Annotated in this window: 18 protein-coding genes; 17 read left to right on the forward strand and 1 reads right to left on the reverse strand. The window is 41.5% G+C overall.

The annotated features are described in order from the left end of the window. Nucleotides 1-17: 17 nt before the first annotated feature. From purH to creD, 13 genes are all read left to right on the forward strand, one after another. Nucleotides 18-1,544, forward strand: a complete 1,527-nt coding sequence (gene purH, locus FMM05_RS03330; RefSeq protein WP_143371928.1) for a bifunctional phosphoribosylaminoimidazolecarboxamide formyltransferase/IMP cyclohydrolase — start codon at nt 18-20, stop codon at nt 1,542-1,544. Nucleotides 1,545-1,605: 61 nt separating this feature from the next. Next, nucleotides 1,606-2,634, forward strand: a complete 1,029-nt coding sequence (locus FMM05_RS03335) for a rod shape-determining protein (RefSeq protein WP_143371929.1) — start codon at nt 1,606-1,608, stop codon at nt 2,632-2,634. A gap of 12 nt (nt 2,635-2,646) precedes the next feature. Further along, nucleotides 2,647-3,471 carry a rod shape-determining protein MreC gene (mreC, locus tag FMM05_RS03340; RefSeq protein WP_143371930.1) on the forward strand — a complete coding sequence of 275 codons (825 nt, stop codon included), beginning with the start codon at nt 2,647-2,649 and terminating at the stop codon, nt 3,469-3,471. Continuing rightward, nucleotides 3,464-3,970, forward strand: a complete 507-nt coding sequence (locus tag FMM05_RS03345; protein ID WP_143371931.1) for a rod shape-determining protein MreD — start codon at nt 3,464-3,466, stop codon at nt 3,968-3,970. Before mreC ends, FMM05_RS03345 begins: the two co-directional genes overlap by 8 nt. After that, nucleotides 3,970-5,826 (forward strand): penicillin-binding protein 2, encoded by a 1,857-nt coding sequence (mrdA, locus tag FMM05_RS03350; protein WP_143371932.1) that lies wholly within the window; start codon nt 3,970-3,972, stop codon nt 5,824-5,826. Before FMM05_RS03345 ends, mrdA begins: the two co-directional genes overlap by 1 nt. Before the next feature lies 1 nt (nt 5,827). Next, on the forward strand, nt 5,828-7,084 hold the full coding sequence (gene rodA, locus FMM05_RS03355; RefSeq protein WP_143371933.1) for a rod shape-determining protein RodA: 1,257 nt from the start codon (nt 5,828-5,830) through the stop codon (nt 7,082-7,084). 422 nt (nt 7,085-7,506) lie between these two features. After that, on the forward strand, nt 7,507-8,109 hold the full coding sequence (locus tag FMM05_RS03360) for a hypothetical protein (RefSeq protein ID WP_143371934.1): 603 nt from the start codon (nt 7,507-7,509) through the stop codon (nt 8,107-8,109). A 4-nt stretch (nt 8,110-8,113) separates the two neighbouring features. After that, nucleotides 8,114-8,410, forward strand: a complete 297-nt coding sequence (locus FMM05_RS03365; protein ID WP_143371935.1) for a winged helix-turn-helix domain-containing protein — start codon at nt 8,114-8,116, stop codon at nt 8,408-8,410. 58 nt (nt 8,411-8,468) lie between these two features. Further along, nucleotides 8,469-9,128, forward strand: coding sequence for a DUF1361 domain-containing protein (locus tag FMM05_RS03370; RefSeq protein ID WP_143371936.1), 660 nt, complete (start codon nt 8,469-8,471; stop codon nt 9,126-9,128). Between the two features lie 47 nt (nt 9,129-9,175). Further along, complete coding sequence (locus tag FMM05_RS03375) at nt 9,176-9,607, forward strand: hypothetical protein (protein WP_143371937.1); 432 nt, start codon at nt 9,176-9,178, stop codon at nt 9,605-9,607. A gap of 12 nt (nt 9,608-9,619) precedes the next feature. Continuing rightward, nucleotides 9,620-9,937 (forward strand): hypothetical protein, encoded by a 318-nt coding sequence (locus FMM05_RS03380; RefSeq protein ID WP_143371938.1) that lies wholly within the window; start codon nt 9,620-9,622, stop codon nt 9,935-9,937. 20 nt (nt 9,938-9,957) lie between these two features. Then, nucleotides 9,958-10,266 (forward strand): hypothetical protein, encoded by a 309-nt coding sequence (locus FMM05_RS03385; protein WP_143371939.1) that lies wholly within the window; start codon nt 9,958-9,960, stop codon nt 10,264-10,266. Nucleotides 10,267-10,306: 40 nt separating this feature from the next. Continuing rightward, nucleotides 10,307-11,701 (forward strand): cell envelope integrity protein CreD, encoded by a 1,395-nt coding sequence (gene creD, locus FMM05_RS03390; protein ID WP_143371940.1) that lies wholly within the window; start codon nt 10,307-10,309, stop codon nt 11,699-11,701. Between the two features lie 52 nt (nt 11,702-11,753). On the opposite strand, the gene FMM05_RS03395 is transcribed toward creD, so the two are convergent. Continuing rightward, the gene (locus tag FMM05_RS03395; RefSeq protein ID WP_235894350.1) at nt 11,754-14,639 is read right to left on the reverse strand and encodes a triple tyrosine motif-containing protein; all 2,886 of its coding nucleotides are present in this window, start codon (nt 14,637-14,639) and stop codon (nt 11,754-11,756) included. 440 nt (nt 14,640-15,079) lie between these two features. Here FMM05_RS03395 and FMM05_RS03400 point away from each other — a divergent pair, with 440 nt between their 5' ends. From FMM05_RS03400 to FMM05_RS03415, 4 genes are all read left to right on the forward strand, one after another. Further along, nucleotides 15,080-18,211, forward strand: coding sequence for a SusC/RagA family TonB-linked outer membrane protein (locus FMM05_RS03400; protein ID WP_143371941.1), 3,132 nt, complete (start codon nt 15,080-15,082; stop codon nt 18,209-18,211). Nucleotides 18,212-18,228: 17 nt separating this feature from the next. Next, on the forward strand, nt 18,229-19,740 hold the full coding sequence (locus tag FMM05_RS03405) for a RagB/SusD family nutrient uptake outer membrane protein (protein ID WP_143371942.1): 1,512 nt from the start codon (nt 18,229-18,231) through the stop codon (nt 19,738-19,740). 4 nt (nt 19,741-19,744) lie between these two features. Next, complete coding sequence (locus FMM05_RS03410) at nt 19,745-20,659, forward strand: hypothetical protein (protein ID WP_143371943.1); 915 nt, start codon at nt 19,745-19,747, stop codon at nt 20,657-20,659. Between the two features lie 114 nt (nt 20,660-20,773). Beyond that, the gene (locus tag FMM05_RS03415; protein WP_143371944.1) at nt 20,774-22,222 is read left to right on the forward strand and encodes a glycoside hydrolase family 30 protein; all 1,449 of its coding nucleotides are present in this window, start codon (nt 20,774-20,776) and stop codon (nt 22,220-22,222) included. The last annotated feature ends 14 nt before the right edge of the window (nt 22,223-22,236 follow it).

A 22,236-nucleotide genomic window follows, 5' to 3' on the forward strand; every position in this document is an offset into this window, starting at 1 on the left:
TATTAAACACACAACAAATGAGCAGTACAAAAACCATTTCATCGGCGTTAATATCGGTATTTAGTAAAGATGGCCTTGAGCCTATCGTTAAAGCGCTTCAGGCGCAAGGTGTAACCCTGTATTCTACGGGCGGTACCGAAACCTTTATTAAAGATCTGGGCATACCGGTAGTACCTGTTGAGGATGTAACTTCGTACCCATCTATACTGGGCGGAAGGGTTAAAACGCTTCACCCTAAGGTATTTGGAGGTATCCTTAACCGTCAGGACAATGAGCAGGATGTACAGCAAATGAAGGAGTTTGACATACCGCAGATAGACCTGGTTATTGTAGACCTGTACCCTTTTGAAAAAACGGTAGCTTCGGGTGCATCTGAGGCTGATATTATAGAAAAAATAGACATTGGCGGTATATCGCTTATAAGAGCTGCGGCCAAGAATTTTAAAGACACGGTTATTGTAGCATCGGTAGATGATTATGCCCTGTTTTTAGAAACATATACTAACAACAACGGCGGCACTACGCTGGAGGAAAGGAAACTTTTTGCTACACACGCTTTTCATACGTCTTCACACTACGATGCAGCCATATTTAACTACTTTAATACCGATGAGACTTTCTTTAAAGAAAGCGTTGCAAACGGGCAGGTACTGCGCTACGGCGAGAATCCGCACCAAAAAGGATTCTTTTTTGGAGAATTCGATAAAATGTTCTCTAAAGTACACGGAAAAGAGTTATCTTACAACAACCTGTTAGACGTAGACGCTGCAGTAAACCTGATAGCCGAATTTAAAACCGACGGGCCTACATTTGCTATACTTAAGCACAATAATGCGTGTGGTATTGCCACAAGGGAAACGGTTAAAGAGGCCTATCTTGATGCCCTTGCCGGCGACCCTACTTCTGCCTTTGGAGGTGTATTGATCTCAAATGCTAAAATTGATAAGGCTGCTGCCGAAGAAATCAACAAGCTGTTTTGCGAGGTTGTAATTGCCCCGGCTTATGATGATGATGCTACTGCCATACTTCAGGAAAAAAAGAACAGGATAATTTTAGTACAGCACGATGTGGCGTTACCTGAAAAACAGGTTCGTACGTGCCTTAACGGGTTATTGGTTCAGGATAAAGATAATATTACAGACAATAAAGAGCACCTAACTACCGTTACGGTTACATCACCTACTAACCAGGAAGTAGAAGACCTGCTTTTTGCATCAAAAATTTGCAAGCACACAAAAAGTAACACTATTGTATTTGCAAAGAACAAGCAACTATATGCATCGGGCACCGGCCAAACAAGCCGTGTAGATGCATTAAGGCATGCAATAGAAAAAGCAGTATCTTTTAACTTTGACCTAAATGGCGCCGTTATGGCCAGCGATGCTTTCTTCCCTTTCCCTGATTGCGTGGAAATAGCTAAAGAAGCAGGAATTACAGCAGTTATACAGCCCGGAGGTTCTATTAAAGACGAACTGAGCATTAACTATTGCAACGAAAACAACGTAGCCATGGTATTTACCGGCACCCGTCATTTTAAACATTAATTTTATTACTTTTGTAGGCTTACACACAAACTAAATATAAATACCTAACCTCTAATATAAGATGGGATTTTTTGATTTCATGACCGAGGATATAGCCATTGACCTTGGCACCGCGAATACCCTTATAATACATAATGATAAAGTTGTTATAGACAGCCCGTCTATAGTGGCCCGCGACCGCATAAGTGGCAAGATAATAGCCGTAGGTAAAGAGGCTAACATGATGCAGGGTAAAACGCATGAAAACATAAAAACCATACGCCCCCTTAAGGATGGTGTTATTGCCGACTTTGATGCTTCTGAAAAAATGCTTACCATGTTTATTAAAAGCATCCCGGCATTAAAAAAGAAATTGTTTCAGCCTGCCTTACGAATGGTTATTTGCATTCCAAGCGGAATTACTGAGGTTGAGATGCGCGCGGTAAAAGAATCGGCAGAGCGTGTTAACGGTAAAGAAGTTTATCTTATACACGAGCCTATGGCTGCCGCAATTGGTATTGGTATAGATATTATGCAGCCTAAAGGCAACATGATCGTAGATATAGGCGGTGGTACTACCGAGATTGCAGTAATAGCGCTTGGCGGTATTGTTTGCGATAAATCGGTTAAAATTGCCGGCGACGTTTTTACTAACGATATTGTTTACTACATGCGTACCCAGCACAACCTTTTTGTTGGTGAGGGTACTGCAGAGAAAATAAAGATTACCATAGGCGCTGCCCTTGAAGATTTAGAAAGCGCCCCGGAAGATATGAGTGTACAGGGCCGTGACCTTTTAACAGGCAAGCCTAAACAGGTAGAGGTATCGTACCGCGAGATAGCTAAGGCGCTGGACAAATCGATACAGCGTATTGAGGATGCGGTTATGGAAACCCTGAGCCAGACACCACCGGAACTTGCTGCAGATATTTACAACACCGGTATTTACCTTGCAGGTGGAGGATCGATGTTAAGGGGGCTTGATAAAAGGATTTCTCAAAAAACCGACCTGCCCGTTTATATTGCCGAAGACCCGCTTAGGGCCGTAGTAAGAGGAACAGGCATGAGCCTTAAAAACATACCAAAGTACAGGAGCATACTTATAAAATAACCGGATTAGGAAATGCAGCAAATATTAAATTTTTTATATAAAAACAGTATCACACTACTGTTTTTGCTGCTTTTGGGCATTTCATTAACATTTACCATACAGTCGCATTCCTACCACCGCAGCCGTGCCGTATCATCGGCAAATGCGGTTACAGGCTATGTATCCGAACAAATAAATAATGTTGAGGCTTACTTTGGCCTGCGCGAACAAAACGAGCACCTGGCGTTTGAAAATGCCCAGCTTAAAAGATTACTTTACAACACCCAGGACAGCACCAACCGCCCGCCGGTTACCTTACCAAACGAACTGGGCGCCTTTAAAGTAATACAAAGTAAGGTAATCATAAACTCCTATAACAAGCAGGAAAACTACCTTACCATAAACAATGGCGCTAAAGATGGCATTAAGCCCGATATGGGTGTAGTGAGTAGCCAGGGCGTTATAGGCTACATAGAGCAAACCTCTAATGGCTATGCCACCATTATAAGCGTGCTTAATAAAAAGTTCAGGCTTGGCGCTAAGATAAAGAAGAACAACCACTTCGGCACCCTTATATGGAACGGTAAAAACACGGGCTTTGCACAACTTGTAGATGTGCCCCGCCTTGCCACCGTTATTAAAGGCGACACTATTGTTACCGGTGCCGAGAGTACCATCTTCCCCGAAAATATTCCTATAGGCACTATAGAAAAAGTATACATAGATAAAAAAACCAATTATTACACACTGGATATCAGGCTGTTTAACGACATGACCAGCCTGGGATATGTATATGTAATTGAGAACAAAGACCGTAAAGAAATAGAACAACTACAGCAGGCCACTACCAATGAATAGTACCGTTTTAATAAATATATTCCGCTTTTTGGCGCTGCTTGCGGTACAGGTTGCTGTTTTTAACAGGCTGGACCTGTTTGGTTTCCTTAACCCGTACCCATACATTTTATTCATACTTCTGTCTCCGGTAAACGGCAATAAGGCAGTATTGCTAATATCGGCCTTTTTTCTTGGCTTGTTTGTAGATATGTTCCTTAACACCGGAGGGCCGCATTCGGTAGCCTGTGTGGTCCTGGCATACCTGCGCCCCACCATCTTTAAGTTTGCCTTTGGTATAAGTTATGAATATCAAACCATTAAGATAAACGACAGGCTTTCGCCGGAACGGTTTTCCTTTATACTCATAAGCATCATACTGCACCATCTTATATTGTTCCAATTGGAAGCTTTTCGCTTTAACCTGATATTAAGTGCGTTGCTGGATACTCTATATAGTACTATATTCACGTTAATAATTTGCATTATTACCATTTACCTAATTAAGCCGGGCAAACAATAATGAGAAAGATCTTACTGCCTACCCTGATAATTGCCGGTACCCTGCTTATAATAGCAAGGCTTTTTTATTTGCAGATACTCGACGATTCATACATTAAAAAGTCTGACAACAACGCCATTAAGATAAAATACGATTATCCTGAGCGTGGTTACATATACGATCGAAACGGCGTGCTCATGGTGGCCAACCAACCGTCTTACGACATTATGGTTACTCCCAATGAGATGAAGGATACCGATACCCTTGCCATGTGCAAGCTTTTAAATATAACCGAAGAATACTTTATTCAGCGCCTTGAAAAAGCAAAGGTGTATAGCCCAAGGCTACCCTCGGTATTTTTACCACAGCTAAGTAAAAAAGAGTTCGCGGGTTTTCAGGAACGCATCCGCCGTTTTAAAGGTTTTGACATTGTAAAGCGTTCACTACGTGACTATCAGGTGCACGCGGCGGCAAATGTATTTGGCTACATTCAACAGGCAGGCGATGCTACCATCAAGAAAAACCCATACTACAAGAGCGGCGACCTTATTGGCCGCCAGGGTGTAGAAGAAATGTACGAAGAGATACTGCGCGGGGTTAAAGGCGTTAAGTACGTTCAAAAAGACCGTTTTAACCGCGAAATAGGCTCTTTTAAAGAAGGTATTTACGATACAGTTGCCGTTCAGGGTAAGGATATTACGCTTTCGCTTGATGCCGAATTGCAAAAATACGGCGAAGCACTTATGTTTGAAAAGCGTGGCGGTATTGTAGCTATAGAGCCGCAATCAGGTGAGATATTAGCATTGGTTACTGCACCGTCTTACGACCCGTCGTTATTAGTTGGCCGCGACCGTTCTAAAAACTATACTACGTTATTTAACGACTCTATTTCCAAGCCTTTATATGACCGCGGGCTGTTAGCCGAATACCCGCCGGGATCGCCATTTAAGATCCTTACCGGGCTTATAGGGCTTCAGGAAGAGGTTATTGACGAGAATACCAGCTTTGTATGCCACCACGGGTTTAGCTACGGCCGTGGCGCGTTTATGAAATGCCACGACAGCGGTACGAATCGACTGCATGAGGGTATTTATAAATCGTGCAACACTTATTTTGCGAATACTTTTAAACTTACGATTGATAAATACCCTAAGCCGGAATACGGCGTAAATGCCTGGAGCAGCCACCTTAAGAGCTTTGGACTGGGTGACTTTTTAGGTTATGACCTCCCGCCAGGACGTAAAGGCTTAGTGCCTACTCCCAAATTTTACAAACGTTATTATCCTAATGGCGGCTGGAGGAGTTCTACTATTATATCCAACTCAATTGGTCAGGGCGAGGTACTAATGACGCCTATACAGCTTGCAAACATGATGGCTACCGTGGCTAATCAGGGGTACTATTACACACCTCACGTAATCAAGAAGATCAAGGGTCAGGAAATCGATAAGAAGTTCAGGATCAAGCATCAAACTACAATAGACAAGCAATATTACAAGCCGGTTATCGACGGGTTATTTGACGTGTTTAACCTGGGTACCGCATCGCACCTGCGCGTAGAGGGCATTGAGATTTGTGGTAAAACGGGTACCGCCGAGAATTACACCAAGATAAATGGGGTTAACACGCAGCTGAGTGACCACTCTATCTTTGTGGCATTTGCACCGCGTGAAAATCCTAAAATTGCTATTGCGGTGTTTGTAGAGAACGGCTACTGGGGTGCCCGTTGGGCAGGCCCTATTGCCACTTTAATGATAGAAAAATATCTTAAAGGCAGCACCACAAGGACAGCCCTTGAAACCAAAATGCTTACCCAAGGACTTAAAGCAGAATACGAGAAACCGCTTAGCGGACAGCCATTTACCATTAACCACTAAGATGAAGAACCAGAGCGTTACCAATAACATAGACTGGATCACTATCCTGCTGTATGCGGTTATGGTGGGCTTGGGATGGATGACCATCTACTCGGCATCGCTGCCTACAGAGGAGACATCTATCTTTGATATTGGACAGATTTATGGCAAGCAGATACTCTTTATCATCACCAGCATACCGCTTATTATTGTGGTACTTACGGTTGACGCCAAGATTTACGACAAGTATGCCTTTATCTTCTACGGGCTTGGTTTACTGCTGCTTGCAGGGCTTTTTGTACTCGGTAAAACCATAAAGGGGCAAACCAACTGGTACTCATTTGGTGGTTTTAGTATGCAGCCGTCAGAGTTTGCCAAGATAGCCACATCGCTGGTATTGGCTAAGTACCTGAGCGACGTACAGATAAACCTTAAGAACACCAACCATCAGTTATTAGCTTTCGCCATTATAGCACTGCCTGTAATGCTTATCATGATGCAGCCCGATGCCGGTAGTGCCATGATATTCATGGCGTTATCATTAGTATTATACAGGGAAGGCCTGCCGGGCTGGTACCTTGGTACGGGAGCGATTGCCATTGGATTGTTCCTCGCGGCACTGCTGGTACGGCCACAATTTGTAATACTATTTGGCGGTATCGTTATCCTCGCACAATACTTTGTTACCCGTCGCGCTATGCGTAACCCTATCATTTCCAGTATCATATTTGTAGCCATGACCGCTTTTGTCCTATCGGTAAGCTACGTTTATGATAATGTTTTAGAAGACCACCAAAAAGACCGTATCAATGTACTTTTTGGCAAAGATGTAAACATGCAGGCCGAAGGCTACAACCTTAACCAGGCGCAAATTGCCATAGGATCAGGCGGTTGGACGGGTAAAGGATACCTTGAAGGCACACAAACCAAAGGCGGATTCGTGCCCGAGCAACATACCGATTATATCTTTACCACTGTGGGCGAAGAGTGGGGATTTGTAGGTTCAATTGCTGTTATCGCACTGTTTGTCACACTGTTACTACGAATTATATACCTTGCCGAACGTCAAAAATCAAAGCTTAGCCGTGTGTACGGTTACTGCGTGGCATCCATCCTGTTTATGCACTTTTTTGTAAATATCACCATGTTAATCAAGCTGTTCCCTACGGTTGGGGTTCCGTTACCGTTCTTTAGCTATGGTGGTTCGAGCTTGTGGGCATTTACCATTTTGCTGTTCATTTTTATTAAAATGGATGCCAATAAGGTTAACGAATGGTAATTTTAAACACCTGCTTCTAACCAAGAGAAGTAGTATTTTCTTACTTTAAAAATTCCAAAAATGCTTAATATTTCACTTTTGGATTCTGAGTTGCGCTACTTTTACGCTCTAAAAACAGATCCAAAATACTTGAATTTTCATCCCGGATAATCATTGCAAAGTCATTTATATACCGGTCGGTATATTTTTAGGGCATCATTTTGGCAACTTTTGGTTTTATACCGATTGGTATATTTTAATAACGTAGGTAATTTTTTTCCATTTCGATCAATGTTGAGGAATTAAAATTTATAAGAGATTTCTCCCTGCGGTCGAAATGGAAACGCAAACCGCCGTCAACGAAAAATTTCTTAAAAAAATTACGCCCATTACATTGCCAATCCAAAAATTCTATTTTACTTTGCAATTCAAAGTACTTTTGTATGGAAAATTATTTACAGGATATCCAGGACATCAAAAAAATGATGGATAAGTCTACCCAGTTCATCTCCCTGAGTGGGCTTGGCGGAATTATGGCGGGTGTATATGCCTTGGCAGGCGCTTTTGCCATAGCACGCATTACCGATCTTAATGTGGGCCGCATAAGCCTGCAAAGCGATCCGTTTAAGCTTATCGTTCTTATAGCTGGTGCCGTATTAGTGCTTGCCGTTACCACGGCCTTTATATTAACCGCTAAAAAAGCCCGTAAAAATGGCGATGCCATGTGGAGCAGCGCTTCTAAAAGGCTTTTGGTTAATTTTTTGATTCCATTAGGTACAGGTGGTATATTTGCCCTTCTGCTTATAAAACAGGAGCAATATGGCCTTGTTGCCCCGGTAACGCTTATATTTTATGGCCTTGCCTGTGTTAATGCCAGTAAATTTACCCTGCGCGATGTTAGGTACCTTGGGCTAACCAACATCATCATAGGGCTGCTGGCCACCTATTTTATTGGGTACGGACTGGAGTTTTGGGCACTGGGCTTTGGCGTATGTCACATCATATACGGGTCGGTTATGTATTTTAAATACGACCGCAATAACTAACTACGTGAAGAACATACTACAACATATAAATAAAGCTTTTGACCACCGTATACGCCTGGGTATCATGAGCATACTCATGGTAAATGAGTACGCCGACTTTACTACCCTTAAGGAGCTGCTGGGAGTGACTGACGGTAATCTTGCGAGCCATGCCAAAGCGCTTGAGGCTGAGAGCTATATTGCTGTAGAAAAGCAGTTTATAGGCAAAAAACCCAATACAAGTTACAGGGCTACTAAAGAGGGCCGTAAAGCCTTTAAAGATCATATAGATGCGCTTGAAAAATTAATACAAAAAGGCTAACCCTTTTTTTTACCTTTTAACTTTGAAAAACAAAGTACTTTATAAAAATTAATTATATATGAAAACCATCCGCCTAACCCTAACCCACGAGTTTAAACAGTACTGGCTGCTGTTTGCCCTTTCCTTATTTTGTGCAGCATTGCTGCTGGTGCGTGCAAAAGTTACCGGCAGTACCTACTTTTTCTTCCTCATCTGGAATTTGTTCCTGGCCTACACCCCACTGGGCGTAACATCTATAATGATGCACCGCATTAACCTGATAGAAAAGCGCTTCTACTTTTACCCGCTCCTGCTGTGCTGGCTGTTGCTGCTGCCCAATGCACCTTATATTATTACCGATTTCATCCACCTGCGCAAAGAAAGCGGTGTACCCGTTTGGTTTGATGTGCTGTTGCTCATCTCCTTTTCGGCCTGTGGCATTTTGTTCGGCCTTGCATCCATGAGAAATGTATACAACATGATTATGATGAAGTTTGGAGGCAGGATTGCCGATATCAGTATGGGCATCATTTGCCTGCTGAGTGGGTTTGGCATGTACCTGGGGCGCTTTTTACGCTACAACAGCTGGGATGTGCTGCAACGTCCGCTTAACTTAATATCCGATATATTTTGGAGCCTTATAGCTATCGAAACCTACCGCGCTGCCTGGGGCATTACGCTGGGGTTTGGTACGCTTATGTTCCTGTTGTTCAGCTTATATAACGATCCTGAAAAGTAAAAAAATTTGTATCTCCACTTTGAAATTCAAAGTAAAATTAATCGCTTATGAAAACCATGAAAGACAAAATTGAAGCGGTTCGCATAGAGTTCGACCGCAAAAGAAAAAATCTAACCATTGCCGATTTAATAACCTACCCCGAAGGCACATTAGGCAACAACCTGGGAAAACACCTTATTAACCACAGCTACGGAAAGGTAGTGCCGGAAAAGGATGATATTTTTCAGCTACTCCTTTCGGGCGGGCAATCGCTAAAGCAGGAAATTGCCGTACAGTTTTACCTGTTTGGCAATGGCTACAACAGCATAAACAACCTGTTCTCTATGGCAGTAGGCATAGTGCTGTGTCCCTTTTATGCCGGGTATTTTTACAAGCGGTATAAGGATGGAAAGAACGCGCTGCGCTTTTATGATGTAGATCATTTTGGGCTGCTGCACCTTCCGCTACAGCGCATTAAGGATACTTTTTTAATCAGATAACCTGATACTACCATGATAACACACAACAAAACCGGCGCCCCGCAATGGATACACAACCTGCCTGTAGTGGTATGGGCTGCGACACTGCTTTTTGGCACCACGCTATTGCTCATACTGTTAAACGCACCAAAAGACGGTTTTATAGTTACCCACGCCTTTACCTATGTGGCAGGTGTAATAGTGGTAAATGTAGTTGTACTACTCTTTACCATGGCGGCAGTACTGCACCATAAAGATAACAACAGGGAGCTGGTGTCAGGAATTATACTGCTGCTAACCAACATACCCATTGCCTTTTTTTACGTGTTCCTGCTTATGCATTTTTCTTAACCTTTTAAATCTATAAGCAAATGGATACAGATCCTTTTATAACGATTAAAACACCAATTCATGTAGCAAGGTGGTCTTTTATTATTGGCACCGTGATATTGCTTGCACACTTAGGGTTAATGCTTGTTGTGCCATTTAATAATATCATGGTAATAACAGGATTTTTTTACGTGGTAGCTGCCGTGGTGATTAATCTAATTGTGTTTGCCACAACTATTATTTCATCATTCTGGCACCTCAAATATCAAAATCAAATGGTCATAAACGCTTTAATTCAGCTTGCCAACATCCCGATTGCCATACTCTACTTTTATATCGTAACACTATAGTTGTAATAAATCAAAAATCATAACATAAAAACCAATTATTATGGAAATCAATCAAAACCCAACCCCCGATCAGCCTAAATTTCAGTACCCTGCACCGCCCCCTCCTCCCGGCATATTGCAATCCAGCACCGCTAAGATCATCATGGTGGGGCTGCTCACGTTAGTACTGCTCATTCCGCTTGAGTTTGTAAAAAGCCTTATTTTTGAAAGGGCGCAGCGCCAGGAAAGCGTAGTAAACGAAATTAACCAGAAATGGGGCAAGAGCGTATATTTTTACGGCCCCGTGATTAAAGTGCCCTATGTATCGTATACCGATAATGAGCTGGTTGATGCCAACACCAAACAGGTTACCCACCAGCACTATACCACTACAGAGTATGCGTATTTCTTTCCGAATGAGCTTAACATTACCGCCAATGTACCTACGGAACAAAAGAACCGCAACAATTATGAGTCGGTTGTCTATACTGCCGATATGGGTTTTAAAGGCAACTACACCGCCCCCGATTTTAGCTCCCGAAACATTCCCGCCGAACAGATTAAATGGGAAAATGCCAGCATTGTGGTTAAAACCAATAACATAAGGAGTATAAAAGGTGCCGTAAACATTTCCTTAGGTGGCAAGCAATACACATTTGAACCTGCCGCTGCAACTAACGACCGCGATACCGTAGCTGCTTTAGAAACCAACACTATTAATTTAAGGGATGCCTTTGCGGGCGGGCCTGTAAACTTCGACTTTAAGATTCAGTACAAAGGCAGCGAAGCGCTTAAAATTGTACCTATAGGTAAGAACACTACGGCTAAAATGGCATCTAACTGGGCATCGCCAAGTTTTGAAGGCAATTTTATCCCGGATGAAAAAAAGGTAACCGCAAATGGCTTTGATGCCCAGTGGAAAATATCGCACCTTAACAGGCCGTTCTCGCAGCAGCATTTTGGTGCCATCCCTAATCTTGCCGATTATAGTTTTGATGTAAAATTCCTGATCCCTATAGACCAGTACCAGCAAAATGAGCGCGCCTCTAAATACGGCTTCCTTATTATCGGGCTCACGTTTTTAATCTTCTTTTTAATACAGTCGGTCAGCAAAATAAGCATCCATATTTTTCAGTACACCATGATAGGGCTGGCGCTTATAATGTTCTACACCTTACTTATCGCTATTACAGAGCATAGTAGTTTTACGCTGGCCTATATTGTTGCCGGAGTTTCGGTAGTGATTATGATAGCGCTGTACTCGATATCCATATTAAAGAACATTAAGTTCCCGGTGTTTATAGCAACGGCACTCAGCGCGTTGTACGCCTTTATTTATGTGATCATCCAATTAGAAAATTATGCCCTGTTAGTAGGCAGTATAGGCTTGTTCCTTATTTTAGGTGCGGTAATGTATGCCTCCCGTAAAATAGACTGGAGTAATGCGAATGCTTAAATTCATCAGGTTTTTAACAATTAAAATCCCCGCCATTAGCGGGGATTCTTGTTTATATGTTCATTAAAAAACCGGTCAGGTTTTCTTTACGCGGCAGGTCTAATTTTTTACGGAGTCGGTACCGCGCCAGCTCCACCCCACCGTCTGATATATTCATAATCTCGGCAATTTCCTTGGTGCTCATATTCATAAGCAGGTAAGTAGAAAGATCCATTTCGCGCGGGGTAATGGTTGGGTATTTATCCTTTAAGCGTTTAAGGAAATCAAAGTGCACGTTACGAATGTGCTTTTCCAGGTTGTTCCAGCTTTTATCTGTAGTAAGCTCCTTTACTATGGTTTTCTGAAGTTTTCCAAAGCGAAGTTTAGCCGCTTCATCGGTAACTTCGGCATCAATATCTTTTAATTTATGTATGATGCCGTTAAGCAGCTTATTCTTCTTAACCACCTGTAATGAGTTGTTTACCAATTCCTTATCTTTGGTTAATATCTTAACCCTAAGCTGTTCGTTCTTAAGGCGTTCAATTTCTTTTTCAAGCTCATACTGCTCCTGCTTAATTTTGGTTTCCCTTTCAAGATATAGCCTGCGCTGCTCCAGCGTTTCGTAATATTTACTTTTCCTAATTTTTGCCTGTAGCCTCCTGCGCACAAAATAAACACCAAAAGCAATTACCCCTACATACAGTAAATAAGCAACCGGGTGCCTGTAATAGGGAGGCGAGACATCAAAAGAAATTGCTGTAGGATCTGACATTACACCGTAGCTGTCAACCACTTTTACAAGCATACGGTAACTGCCTTCTCGCAGGTTGGTGTATTCTTTTACCGGTACATTAGTGCGTGTGCTCCAATCTTCATCAAAACCTTCAAGCTTGTAGGTAAAGCGTATATTTTCCGGATTATCATAAATGGGCGACGAAAAGGTAAACTTTACGTTGTTGAATTTGTACAGGATATCAATATCCTTAACACGCGCCATATTACCGGTAACAAGCGTATCATTAGCATACGTAAACGACCTGATAAACGCCTTTGGCTTGGGTGGGTGGGTGTTTTGCAACTGCGGGTTGTAATGTACAAGCCCTTCGGTAATACCTATAAATATATCGTCGGTATCGATGGTATTAACCGACTCAAAAAAGTACACCAGGTTACCTGATAACGGCGCGAAAGATGACAGTACATTTTTATACCCTCCGTTAGCATTGCGCATTAGCATACCCATAGACGATTCGTTATAAAAATAGCCTATGTTACCCTTATTGTCTTCAAAACAGTAGCGGATCATTGGCAGGCCTTTAAAGTAAGCACTAAGTTTTTTATCCTCTATAAAATTATCATTCAGTGCATTATAAGTAAAGAACCGGTTGTTGGACTGAAAGTACACCACCCCATTTATTTGCTGCACACTGGTAATGCCCTTAAGCTTACCATCAAGGCTGTCATAAGTGTTTACCGTGTTAAACCTCCGTAGGTCGGCACTAAGCTTTAAGCGGTAAGCAACATCTTTTCGCAGCCAAACATTTGTGCCGTCGGTACAAAATTTACTGTCGCTTATATTAAAACCCTCTATTTGGTTTCTAAACTGCCAGCCCGATGGTGTTTTTTCAAAAATTGCAAAGCCGTGGTAGTTAGACCCTATTAAAAATCCCGGCTTACCCGGCAAAGGCTTAAGGCTAAGGTAACCGCGCTTGTCATCTAAAAATTTACCGGCCTTGCCACTATTAATGGTAAACAGTCCACGGTTGTGCGAGCAAAACAGTTGCCCGTCTATAACCTGCATGTTCCAGGCCTGCCCCGCGGTACCCTCTAAAAATGTAAACGATTCTTCTTTAAACGATTTTTTCCAGTCGTGGCTAAAAACGCCCTGGTTGGTACCCACATAAAGATTACCATCATAAATAGCAGAGGCATACACTGCCCCAAGCCCGTAACTTGATTCTAAATAGGTAAACGGCGAATTCTCGTTCACAAAACAAATACCGTTATCAAGTCCCAGCCACAGGTTATTGGTTTTATCTACAAAAGAATTTAACGCCGTGTTGTTTTGCAGGCCTTTTTGGTTATTGATGTGCTGAATGATCTTACCTTCCTCATCGCAAATTATAATACCGTTAAGTACCGAGTTTAAAACAATAAACTTATCCATCAATATCCTGCCGCCAAGCGAGTTGTTTTTCTTAACAAACGCATCGGCTTCGCACAGCCACGGTTTAAGGGTTCCATTGTCGTATATATACAGCCCCTTGTCCTGAGTTACCACCAGTAATTTATTTTTTTGGAAAGGCAACAGGCCCCAAACCTCGGTATTATTAAATATCTCGGTACCCGGCAATTTTACAAGTTTGCCGTTGCGGTACTCTAAAAGGCCGTCTTCTATATCCTGAAAATACAGGGTATTGTTCACTACAAACGAAAACTGAAAGCGGTTTGGTGCTTCTAAAACAGATATCTTTCCATCCTTATATATATAGGTGCGATAAAAGGTTTGGAAAAACACCTCGCCGTTTACAATATGGGTCTTCCAGACAAAGTCGATTATTTTTTTTGAATTTGGCCCTACCAGTTTAGAAAGTGAGGTATACACCAACTTTCCATTCTTATTGGTTTCAAAATACCCAAATTCGCTGTAACCGCCAAGATAGATTTTACCGTCTTCAGATATTTTTAAAGAACGTACTGTTGCATTTGGTATAGTGCTTTTACTCCAGGACGTGCCGTTAAATTGCAAAAGGCCAGATGTATTGGCAAAATACAGGTTACCATTTTTATCCTGTCCGATATCCCAGTTTTGAGATCCACCCCCATACTCGGTTTTTTTATAGTTAATAAGTTTAGGTAAACCTATGTTTTTTACCTGCGCTACCGCTACACCTATATATAGGTATATTATAAAAATAATTGTCTTTTTAAAACTCAACATGGTATTTTCTCGCTTCAATTCTTACAAAAATTATGTTATAATATGTCACTATAACGGTGTAATTAGCTTTTTAAGGGTATCCAAAAGCACCAAATTAAGTGTGTTTTAGCATTTATGAGCCAAATATAGGACAAATTAGCTAACATTATACACATCAAAACTACACAAATTTACCTGCTAACAGCAATACTTAACCGATTGAGTAATAAACAGCTACAACGTTGTAATTAAAAATTGACTATTTGTAGGGGTATTTTAAAGTGATTAACATAAGCATAACAATACAAATTACTTATAATATATTAAATATCAAATAATTATAATATTTTTGATGTGTTTTTATATAGCTTATTTTTACGATTGATGTGTTTTTGTAAAGATATTATGTTATTAATATATAAAAAAAAGGAGTAATATTGCTTATTATTAATAAATAATCAACCCAAATTTTAACGAGTATGAAATTATTAAAATTACGATTTTTTTATTTTGTCTGCCTGTTATCTACCCTATCTGCATGGGCGCAGGATGCGTCTGTCTCAGGAAAGATAACAGATGAGAGCGGGCTTCCCGTTCCAGGTGCTTCCGTCTTAGTAAAAGGCACCACTAACAGTGCATCGTCGGATATCGACGGTAACTTTCAGGTAATGGCAAACCCAAATGCCACACTGATATTTAGTTATGTTGGCTATGCCGACCAGGAGGTCGCTGTAAATGGCCAAACAACTATTAATGTATCGCTTGCCCCACAGGCCAAAACCCTCGAAGAGGTGGTAGTAGTGGGTTACGGTACACAAAAGAAAAGTGTTGTAACAGGTGCCATTTCAAGCGTTAAGGCAAAAGACCTTGAAAATCTTCCACTTACAACTATTGGCCAATCATTACAAGGTAGGGCTTCGGGTGTATTTGTAGCACAAAATGCAGGACAACCGGGTTCGGCAGCTACAATTCGCGTTAGGGGTATTACTTCTTTTAACAACAACAATCCTTTATGGGTTGTAGATGGTGTAATTGTAGATAATGGCGGTATTAACTACCTAAACCAAAGCGACATTGAGTCTATGGAGGTGCTTAAAGATGCTGCTTCTCAGGCCATTTATGGTGCAAGAGCTGCTGCGGGTGTAATACTTGTAACTACTAAAAAAGGTAAAGCAGGCAAAATGTCGGTTAACTATAACGGTTTTGCAGGTTTCTCTAAAGCTGCACGTAAGCTGGACCTTTTAAATGCCAACCAGTATGCAACACTACGTAATGAGCAGTATGCTAATGGCTACACAACAAACAATGGAGCTTTTGCACTTCCTTATCCTAACGCTTCAACATTAGGTAAAGGAACTGACTGGCAAGATGTTATATTTAATGATAGTGCATTAAGGTCGCAGCACGAACTAAGCGTGAGCGGTGGTACAGATAAATCTACATTCTATATGTCTGTAGGGTTAACAGATCAGGAAGGTATTGTTACTACAGATATATCAAACTACATCCGTAAAAACATCAGGTTAAATTCAACTCACAAGCTTGGTAAATACGTGAATATCGGTCAAAACATTGGTTATTCACACGAAAAAACAATTGGTATCGGAAACACAAATAACGAATTTGGTGGTCCGCTTGCTTCTGCAATCAACCTTGATCCGGTTACACCAGCGGTTATTACAGATCCTTCTATTATACCAAGTTTTTCTAACGCAAGCGACTACTCACAGCAATATGCCGTAAGAGATCCTAACGGTAATCTTTACGGTATATCTAACGCAGTAGCTAATGAGATGACTAACCCACTTGCATATACAGCGGTGCGCAAAGGTAATTATGGTTGGGCTGACAACTTTGTAGGTAATGCTTATTTAGAAGTAACTCCTATAGAGGGTTTAAAAGTTAGAAGTACAGTAGGTGGTAAATTATCTTATTGGGGCAGTGAAAGTTTTACGCCAATATCCTATTTAAACACAAATAACAATAACCAGAGAAATAGTCTTTACAGGGAAACCAACAGAGGTTTTGGCTGGAATATTGAAAACACGGTATCATATACAAAGCTAATAAATAACCACAATTTTTCAGTTCTTGGTGGTCAGGCTGCTTACGTAGATAACGATACTTACGGCCAAGGAGTTACTTTTTTTAACCAACCGGTTAATAATCGTGAAGACGCTTCATTTAACTGGCCAACTGCAGCAGATGATATTGTAGGCTGGTCAAGTACCGGTAACAAACACATTGTAACATCATTATTTGCAAGGGCTACTTATGATTTTAAAGAAAAATATCTGTTTACAGGTATCATTCGTCGTGACGGTTCTTCCCGCTTTGGTGCTAACAACAAATATGGTACTTTCCCATCATTCTCTGTGGGTTGGGTACTTACAAAAGAAGATTTCTGGAAAGAAAACGAAGCTTTAAATAACTTTAAGCTGCGTGGTGGTTATGGTGTTGTAGGTAGTGATGATATCGGAGATTTCAGATACCTTTCATTAGTAAGCGGTGGCCGTAACTATACTGTAGGTAATGTTGGTGCGGTAACTGTAGGTTATAGCCCTGATGCACCATCTAACCCTGATCTTAAATGGGAAGAAACAGCTCAAACCAACATTGGTTTTGAAGCTACTATATTTAGAGACTTTAGTTTAGAGTTTGACTGGTATAAAAAGAAAACAACCGGTATACTTCAAAGTATTCAATTACCGGGTTATGTAGGTGCTACAGGTGCTCCGCAAGGTAACGTTGCAGATATGCAAAACACCGGTTTAGATATGTCCTTAACTTACTCTAAACAATTTGGCGACTTTAATGTAAGAGTATCTGGTAATGCCTCTACACTTAAAAATAAAGTTACCTATGTTGGTGCCGACCGTGAGTTTAACACCGGCCCGGGCTTCCAGTCAATGGGTGCATTAACAAGATATGAGGTAGGTTCGGCTTTCAACCAGTTCTATGGTTATGTAACTAACGGTATTTTCCAAAATGCTGCTGAAATTCAAGCCTATACTAACTCTGCTGGAACGGTAATACAGCCTAACGCTGTACCGGGCGATGTTAGATGGCAGGATCTTAACGACGATGGCGAAATTAACGAAGATGACCGAAAATACCTTGGTAGCCCATTACCTGACTTTACTTATGGTTTAACAATTAACCTTGAATACAAAGGTTTCGACCTTATGGCTTTTGGACAGGGTGTATCTGGCAACAAGATATTCCAAGGACTACGCAGGCTTGATTTAAACAACGCTAACTGGCAAACGGCAGCTTTAGACCGCTGGACAGGTGAAGGTTCTACAAACTCGTACCCAAGGCTTTCTACTACCGATGCAAATGGTAACTTTACTAAAATGTCTAATTTCTATTTACAGGATGGTGATTATTTCAGGATCAAAATCATTCAGTTAGGGTATTCATTACCTAAAAATATAATTGAAAAAGCAGGTTTGGCTAAAACAAGGATTTATGTAACCACAGAAAACCTGTTTACCTTTACTAAATATACCGGATTTGACCCGGAAATTGGTGGAGATGTAGGCGGCATAGACCGTGGTTATTATCCTCAGGCTAAATCATTCATGTTAGGGTGTAATTTATCGTTCTAATTAAAAAAATTGAAAAAATGAAAAAAATAAATTTTAAAAACAGTGTTCTTGCATTAGCAGCGGTGCTTTCACTTGCTTCATGCAGCGACGAGTACCTGGAGGTAAAGCCTACCGGTACTTATCTTGAGGAAAACTTTTACCAAAATGAGACCCAGGCTTATCAGGGACTTATAGGTACGTATGATATCATGAGAAAGCAGTCCGGCGGTTTTGAAAACATGATCGCTATGCTAAATGCGGGTTCTGATGATTTTTATGCCGGTGGAGGTAGCTCTACAGATGGCGCAGGCATACAGGGCTTTTCTAATTATACCATTAACCCCACTACAATACCGGGTAGTTTTTGGAGTGATTACTATCAGGGAATTTTCCGTGCAAACACCATGCTTGTAAAATTACCGGATGTACCAATGGATGAGGCTAAAAAATCCCGTTTTGCGGCAGAGGTAAAAGCATTACGTGCATACTACTACTTTCAGTTAGTTACCATGTTTGGAGAGATACCTTTCTATACAACAAACCTAACTGCAGATCAATTTTATACTATTGAGAAGTCTTCACCAGCAGTAGTTTATGCTCAAATAGAGCTTGACCTTAACGAAGCGATTGCAGGCCTTCCTGCAACAGTTGATGCTGCTTCAGAAGCTGGTCGCTTTAACAAAGGTGCTGCACAGGCATTACTTGGAAAAGTGTTACTATACCAAGGTAAAAACGCCGAAGCTGCTGCCCAACTTGCACAGGTAAATGGCACTCCGGGTCAACCTAACCAATATGGTAATCAGCTATTAGCTAATTTTGCCGACCTTTGGAATATTGATAATAAATTTAACTCAGAGTCGATACTTGAAACTTCACACACTAAAGAAAGTAATGCTACCTGGGGTAACTGGGGATCAGGATCTGATGAGGGGAATTCGCTTAATGTAATGGTTGGCCCACGAGGTTATGTTGCATCGGGTGCAGCGGCACCTTTATACCAAACAGGCTGGAGTTTTAACCCTGCTACTTTAGACCTTGCTGCCGCGTTAGAAAACGATCCGCGCAGAGACGCTACGCTTGCTAACGTAGGCGCGTTAAAACTTGCCGGCCTTGCAGATTACTCTCCTGGCTATCAGGATACAGGATATTTCCTTAAAAAATTCATGCCTACAAATGCTGATATTACTGATGGTGGTGGCGACCAGGTACTAAATTACCGTCAAAACACCTATGTAATTCGTCTTGCAGACACCTATCTTTTAGAAGCTGAAGCTCTTGGAGGTACAGGCGCACGTGCACAGGCATTGCTTGATGCTGTAAGGGCAAGGGTAGGTTTACCATCAGTACCGGTATCATTACAGGCTATTTGGAATGAAAGAAGGCTTGAACTTGCAGGTGAAGGCCACCGCTGGAACGACCTTGTTCGTACAGGCAGGGCTGCTACAGTGTTAGCATCACGTGGCTTTATAGCCGGTAAGCATGAACATTGGCCAATACCAATAAAAGAGACAGAGAATACTAAAATCACTCAAAACCCTGCTTATAACTAATATTATGAAAATAAATAAAATTATGAGAAACAGCTGCATAGCAGTTATAGCAGCAGCGTTTTCTTTAGTTAGTTGTACACCTGACGAAGTTACAGAAGGAAACCCGCTAACTCAATCTAACTTAGATGCCTCATTTACCTCAACCAGCGTACAAACTGTTGATGGCAGTGGTGCAGATGTAGAAGTTGTAAGTGTTACAGGATCTACAGATCCTAATATCCAGTACCATATATGGAGAGTTTCTAACGAAAACGGCGAGTATGGCAACAACAATTTTGGCACGAAAGGTGGCAACACTATGCAGTATACTCTTGATGAAAGTGGTACTTATAAAATAGAACACCGCGTTGTAGGCCGCATAGGCGGTACAAACTCTGTAACTGAGGTTATTGTTACAGTAGCGCTACCGGAACCTCCACCTGTAGAAGAAGGCCCTAACCTTATTGCAAGCCCTAACTTTGAAACCCCATCTGACTGGACAGTACTTAACATTACTGCCGGTGCTGCATGGACGTTTAATGAAGGTTCTGCTACCATCTCTGGCACTACAGGCCACCAGGCAATTTACCAGGCTATCCAGGTAGAAGCCGGTAAAACCTATGAGTTTGACATGAACGTTGCTGGCCCGGGTTCTGCAAACACATGGTTTGAGGTTTATGTATCTCCTACTGCACCGGTTCAAAACAACGACTATAGTGCAGGCGGTAAAAGGATACAGCTTAACACATGGGCTGGTTGTGCTACATCTGCGTTTGACGGATTGCTTTCTGATGAGCAGTGTGGCGAAGGGGATGTATCGGGTAATGTAATTACTTTTGAAACATCGCAAACTGTTTACTTCCTTATAAAATGTGGTAGCGGCGATGGTAATATCAACTCAATTACCGTTAGCAACGTAACCTTCCACGAAGTACTTTAATAATTTTTGGGTTAGTTACAAATAGCCTGTATTCTGTTATAGATTACAGGCTATTTTTTAATAACACAACCTGTAATGGCATAGCTTATCTATAATCCCCAACAACTTATAATAATGAAGAAATATAATGTATCTGCCTTTCTCCTGTTGCTGTGTGGCACAATGTGGGCGCAGCAGGCAGTTAAACCTGCAACGTATTCTGCAAAAGGAAAACAGGTAACTGTTTATACTACAGACAGCATTAGCAAAAAACTTGCAAAAACCAATAACCTTTCTTTTTCTGCATCAAAGCAGCCTTTAGAAACCGAGATCTCTATTTTTGTAGAGCCTCAAAAAACATTTCAGTCCATCCTGGGTATAGGCGGCGCCATTACCGATGCGAGTGCCGAGGTATTTGCCAAACTTACTCCGGAGGCTCAAAAAGAATTTATAACTGCTTACTACGATAAAGATAAAGGCATAGGCTACTCTATTATACGTACTACCATACACAGCAGCGATTTTAGCAGCGGCAGTTACACCTACATTAAAGAAGGCGATAAAAGCCTTAAATCGTTTAACATAGACCACGATAAAAAATTCCGTATTCCTTTAATAAAACAAGCTTTAAAAACGGCCGGCAAAACCACTACGCTTTTTGTAAGCCCGTGGAGCCCGCCTGCTTTTATGAAGGATAACAACAACATGCTTAAGGGCGGTAAGCTATTGCCGGAGTATTATCAGACATGGGCAAACTACTATGTTAAGTTTATACAGGCTTACGAAAAAGAAGGCATGCCAATATGGGGCCTTAGCGTGCAAAATGAGCCTATGGCTACCCAAACATGGGAGTCGTGTATTTATACTGCCGAAGAAGAGCGTGATTTCCTTAAAAACTATTTAGGCCCAACAGTTAGAAAAGAGCTGGGCGACAAAAAAATTATTGTTTGGGACCATAACCGTGACCTTATGAACCAGCGTGCCAACGTGATCTATTCAGATCCTGAAGCATCTAAATACGCCTGGGGTATGGGTTTCCATTGGTATGAAACCTGGGCAGGCGGCAAGCCAATGTTCCAGAATGTACAAAAAGTGGCAGAGGCCTACCCTGACAAGCATATTATGTTTACCGAAGGCTGTGTAGAAAAATACGACTACAACAAACTACAGCTTTGGGCTAACGGCGAGCGTTACGGGGAGTCGCTTATAAACGACTTTAACAATGGTACGACCGGCTGGACCGACTGGAACGTTCTTTTAGATGAAAAAGGAGGCCCTAACCACGTGGGTAACTTCTGTTTTTCTCCACTGCATGCCGATACTAAAACAGGCAAGCTTATCTACACCCCTTCTTACTACTTTATTGGCCATTTTTCAAAATTCGTACAGCCGGAAGCCAAGCGTGTAAGCAGCGCGGTAAGCCGCAGCCAGCTACTTAGTGCATCGTTTATTAACAAAGATGGTAAAATGGCAACGGTTGTTATGAATACAAGCGATGCGCCTGTAAACTATATGCTTATAATTGGTACAGAAAAAGTATCAGAAACCATTCCGGGTCACGGCATACAAACTTTGGTTTATTAATAACTACGCCTTAA

Origin of the sequence: Flavobacterium zepuense (assembly GCF_007097145.1) — a bacterium.
GTDB classification, from domain to species: Bacteria; Bacteroidota; Bacteroidia; order Flavobacteriales; family Flavobacteriaceae; genus Flavobacterium; species Flavobacterium zepuense.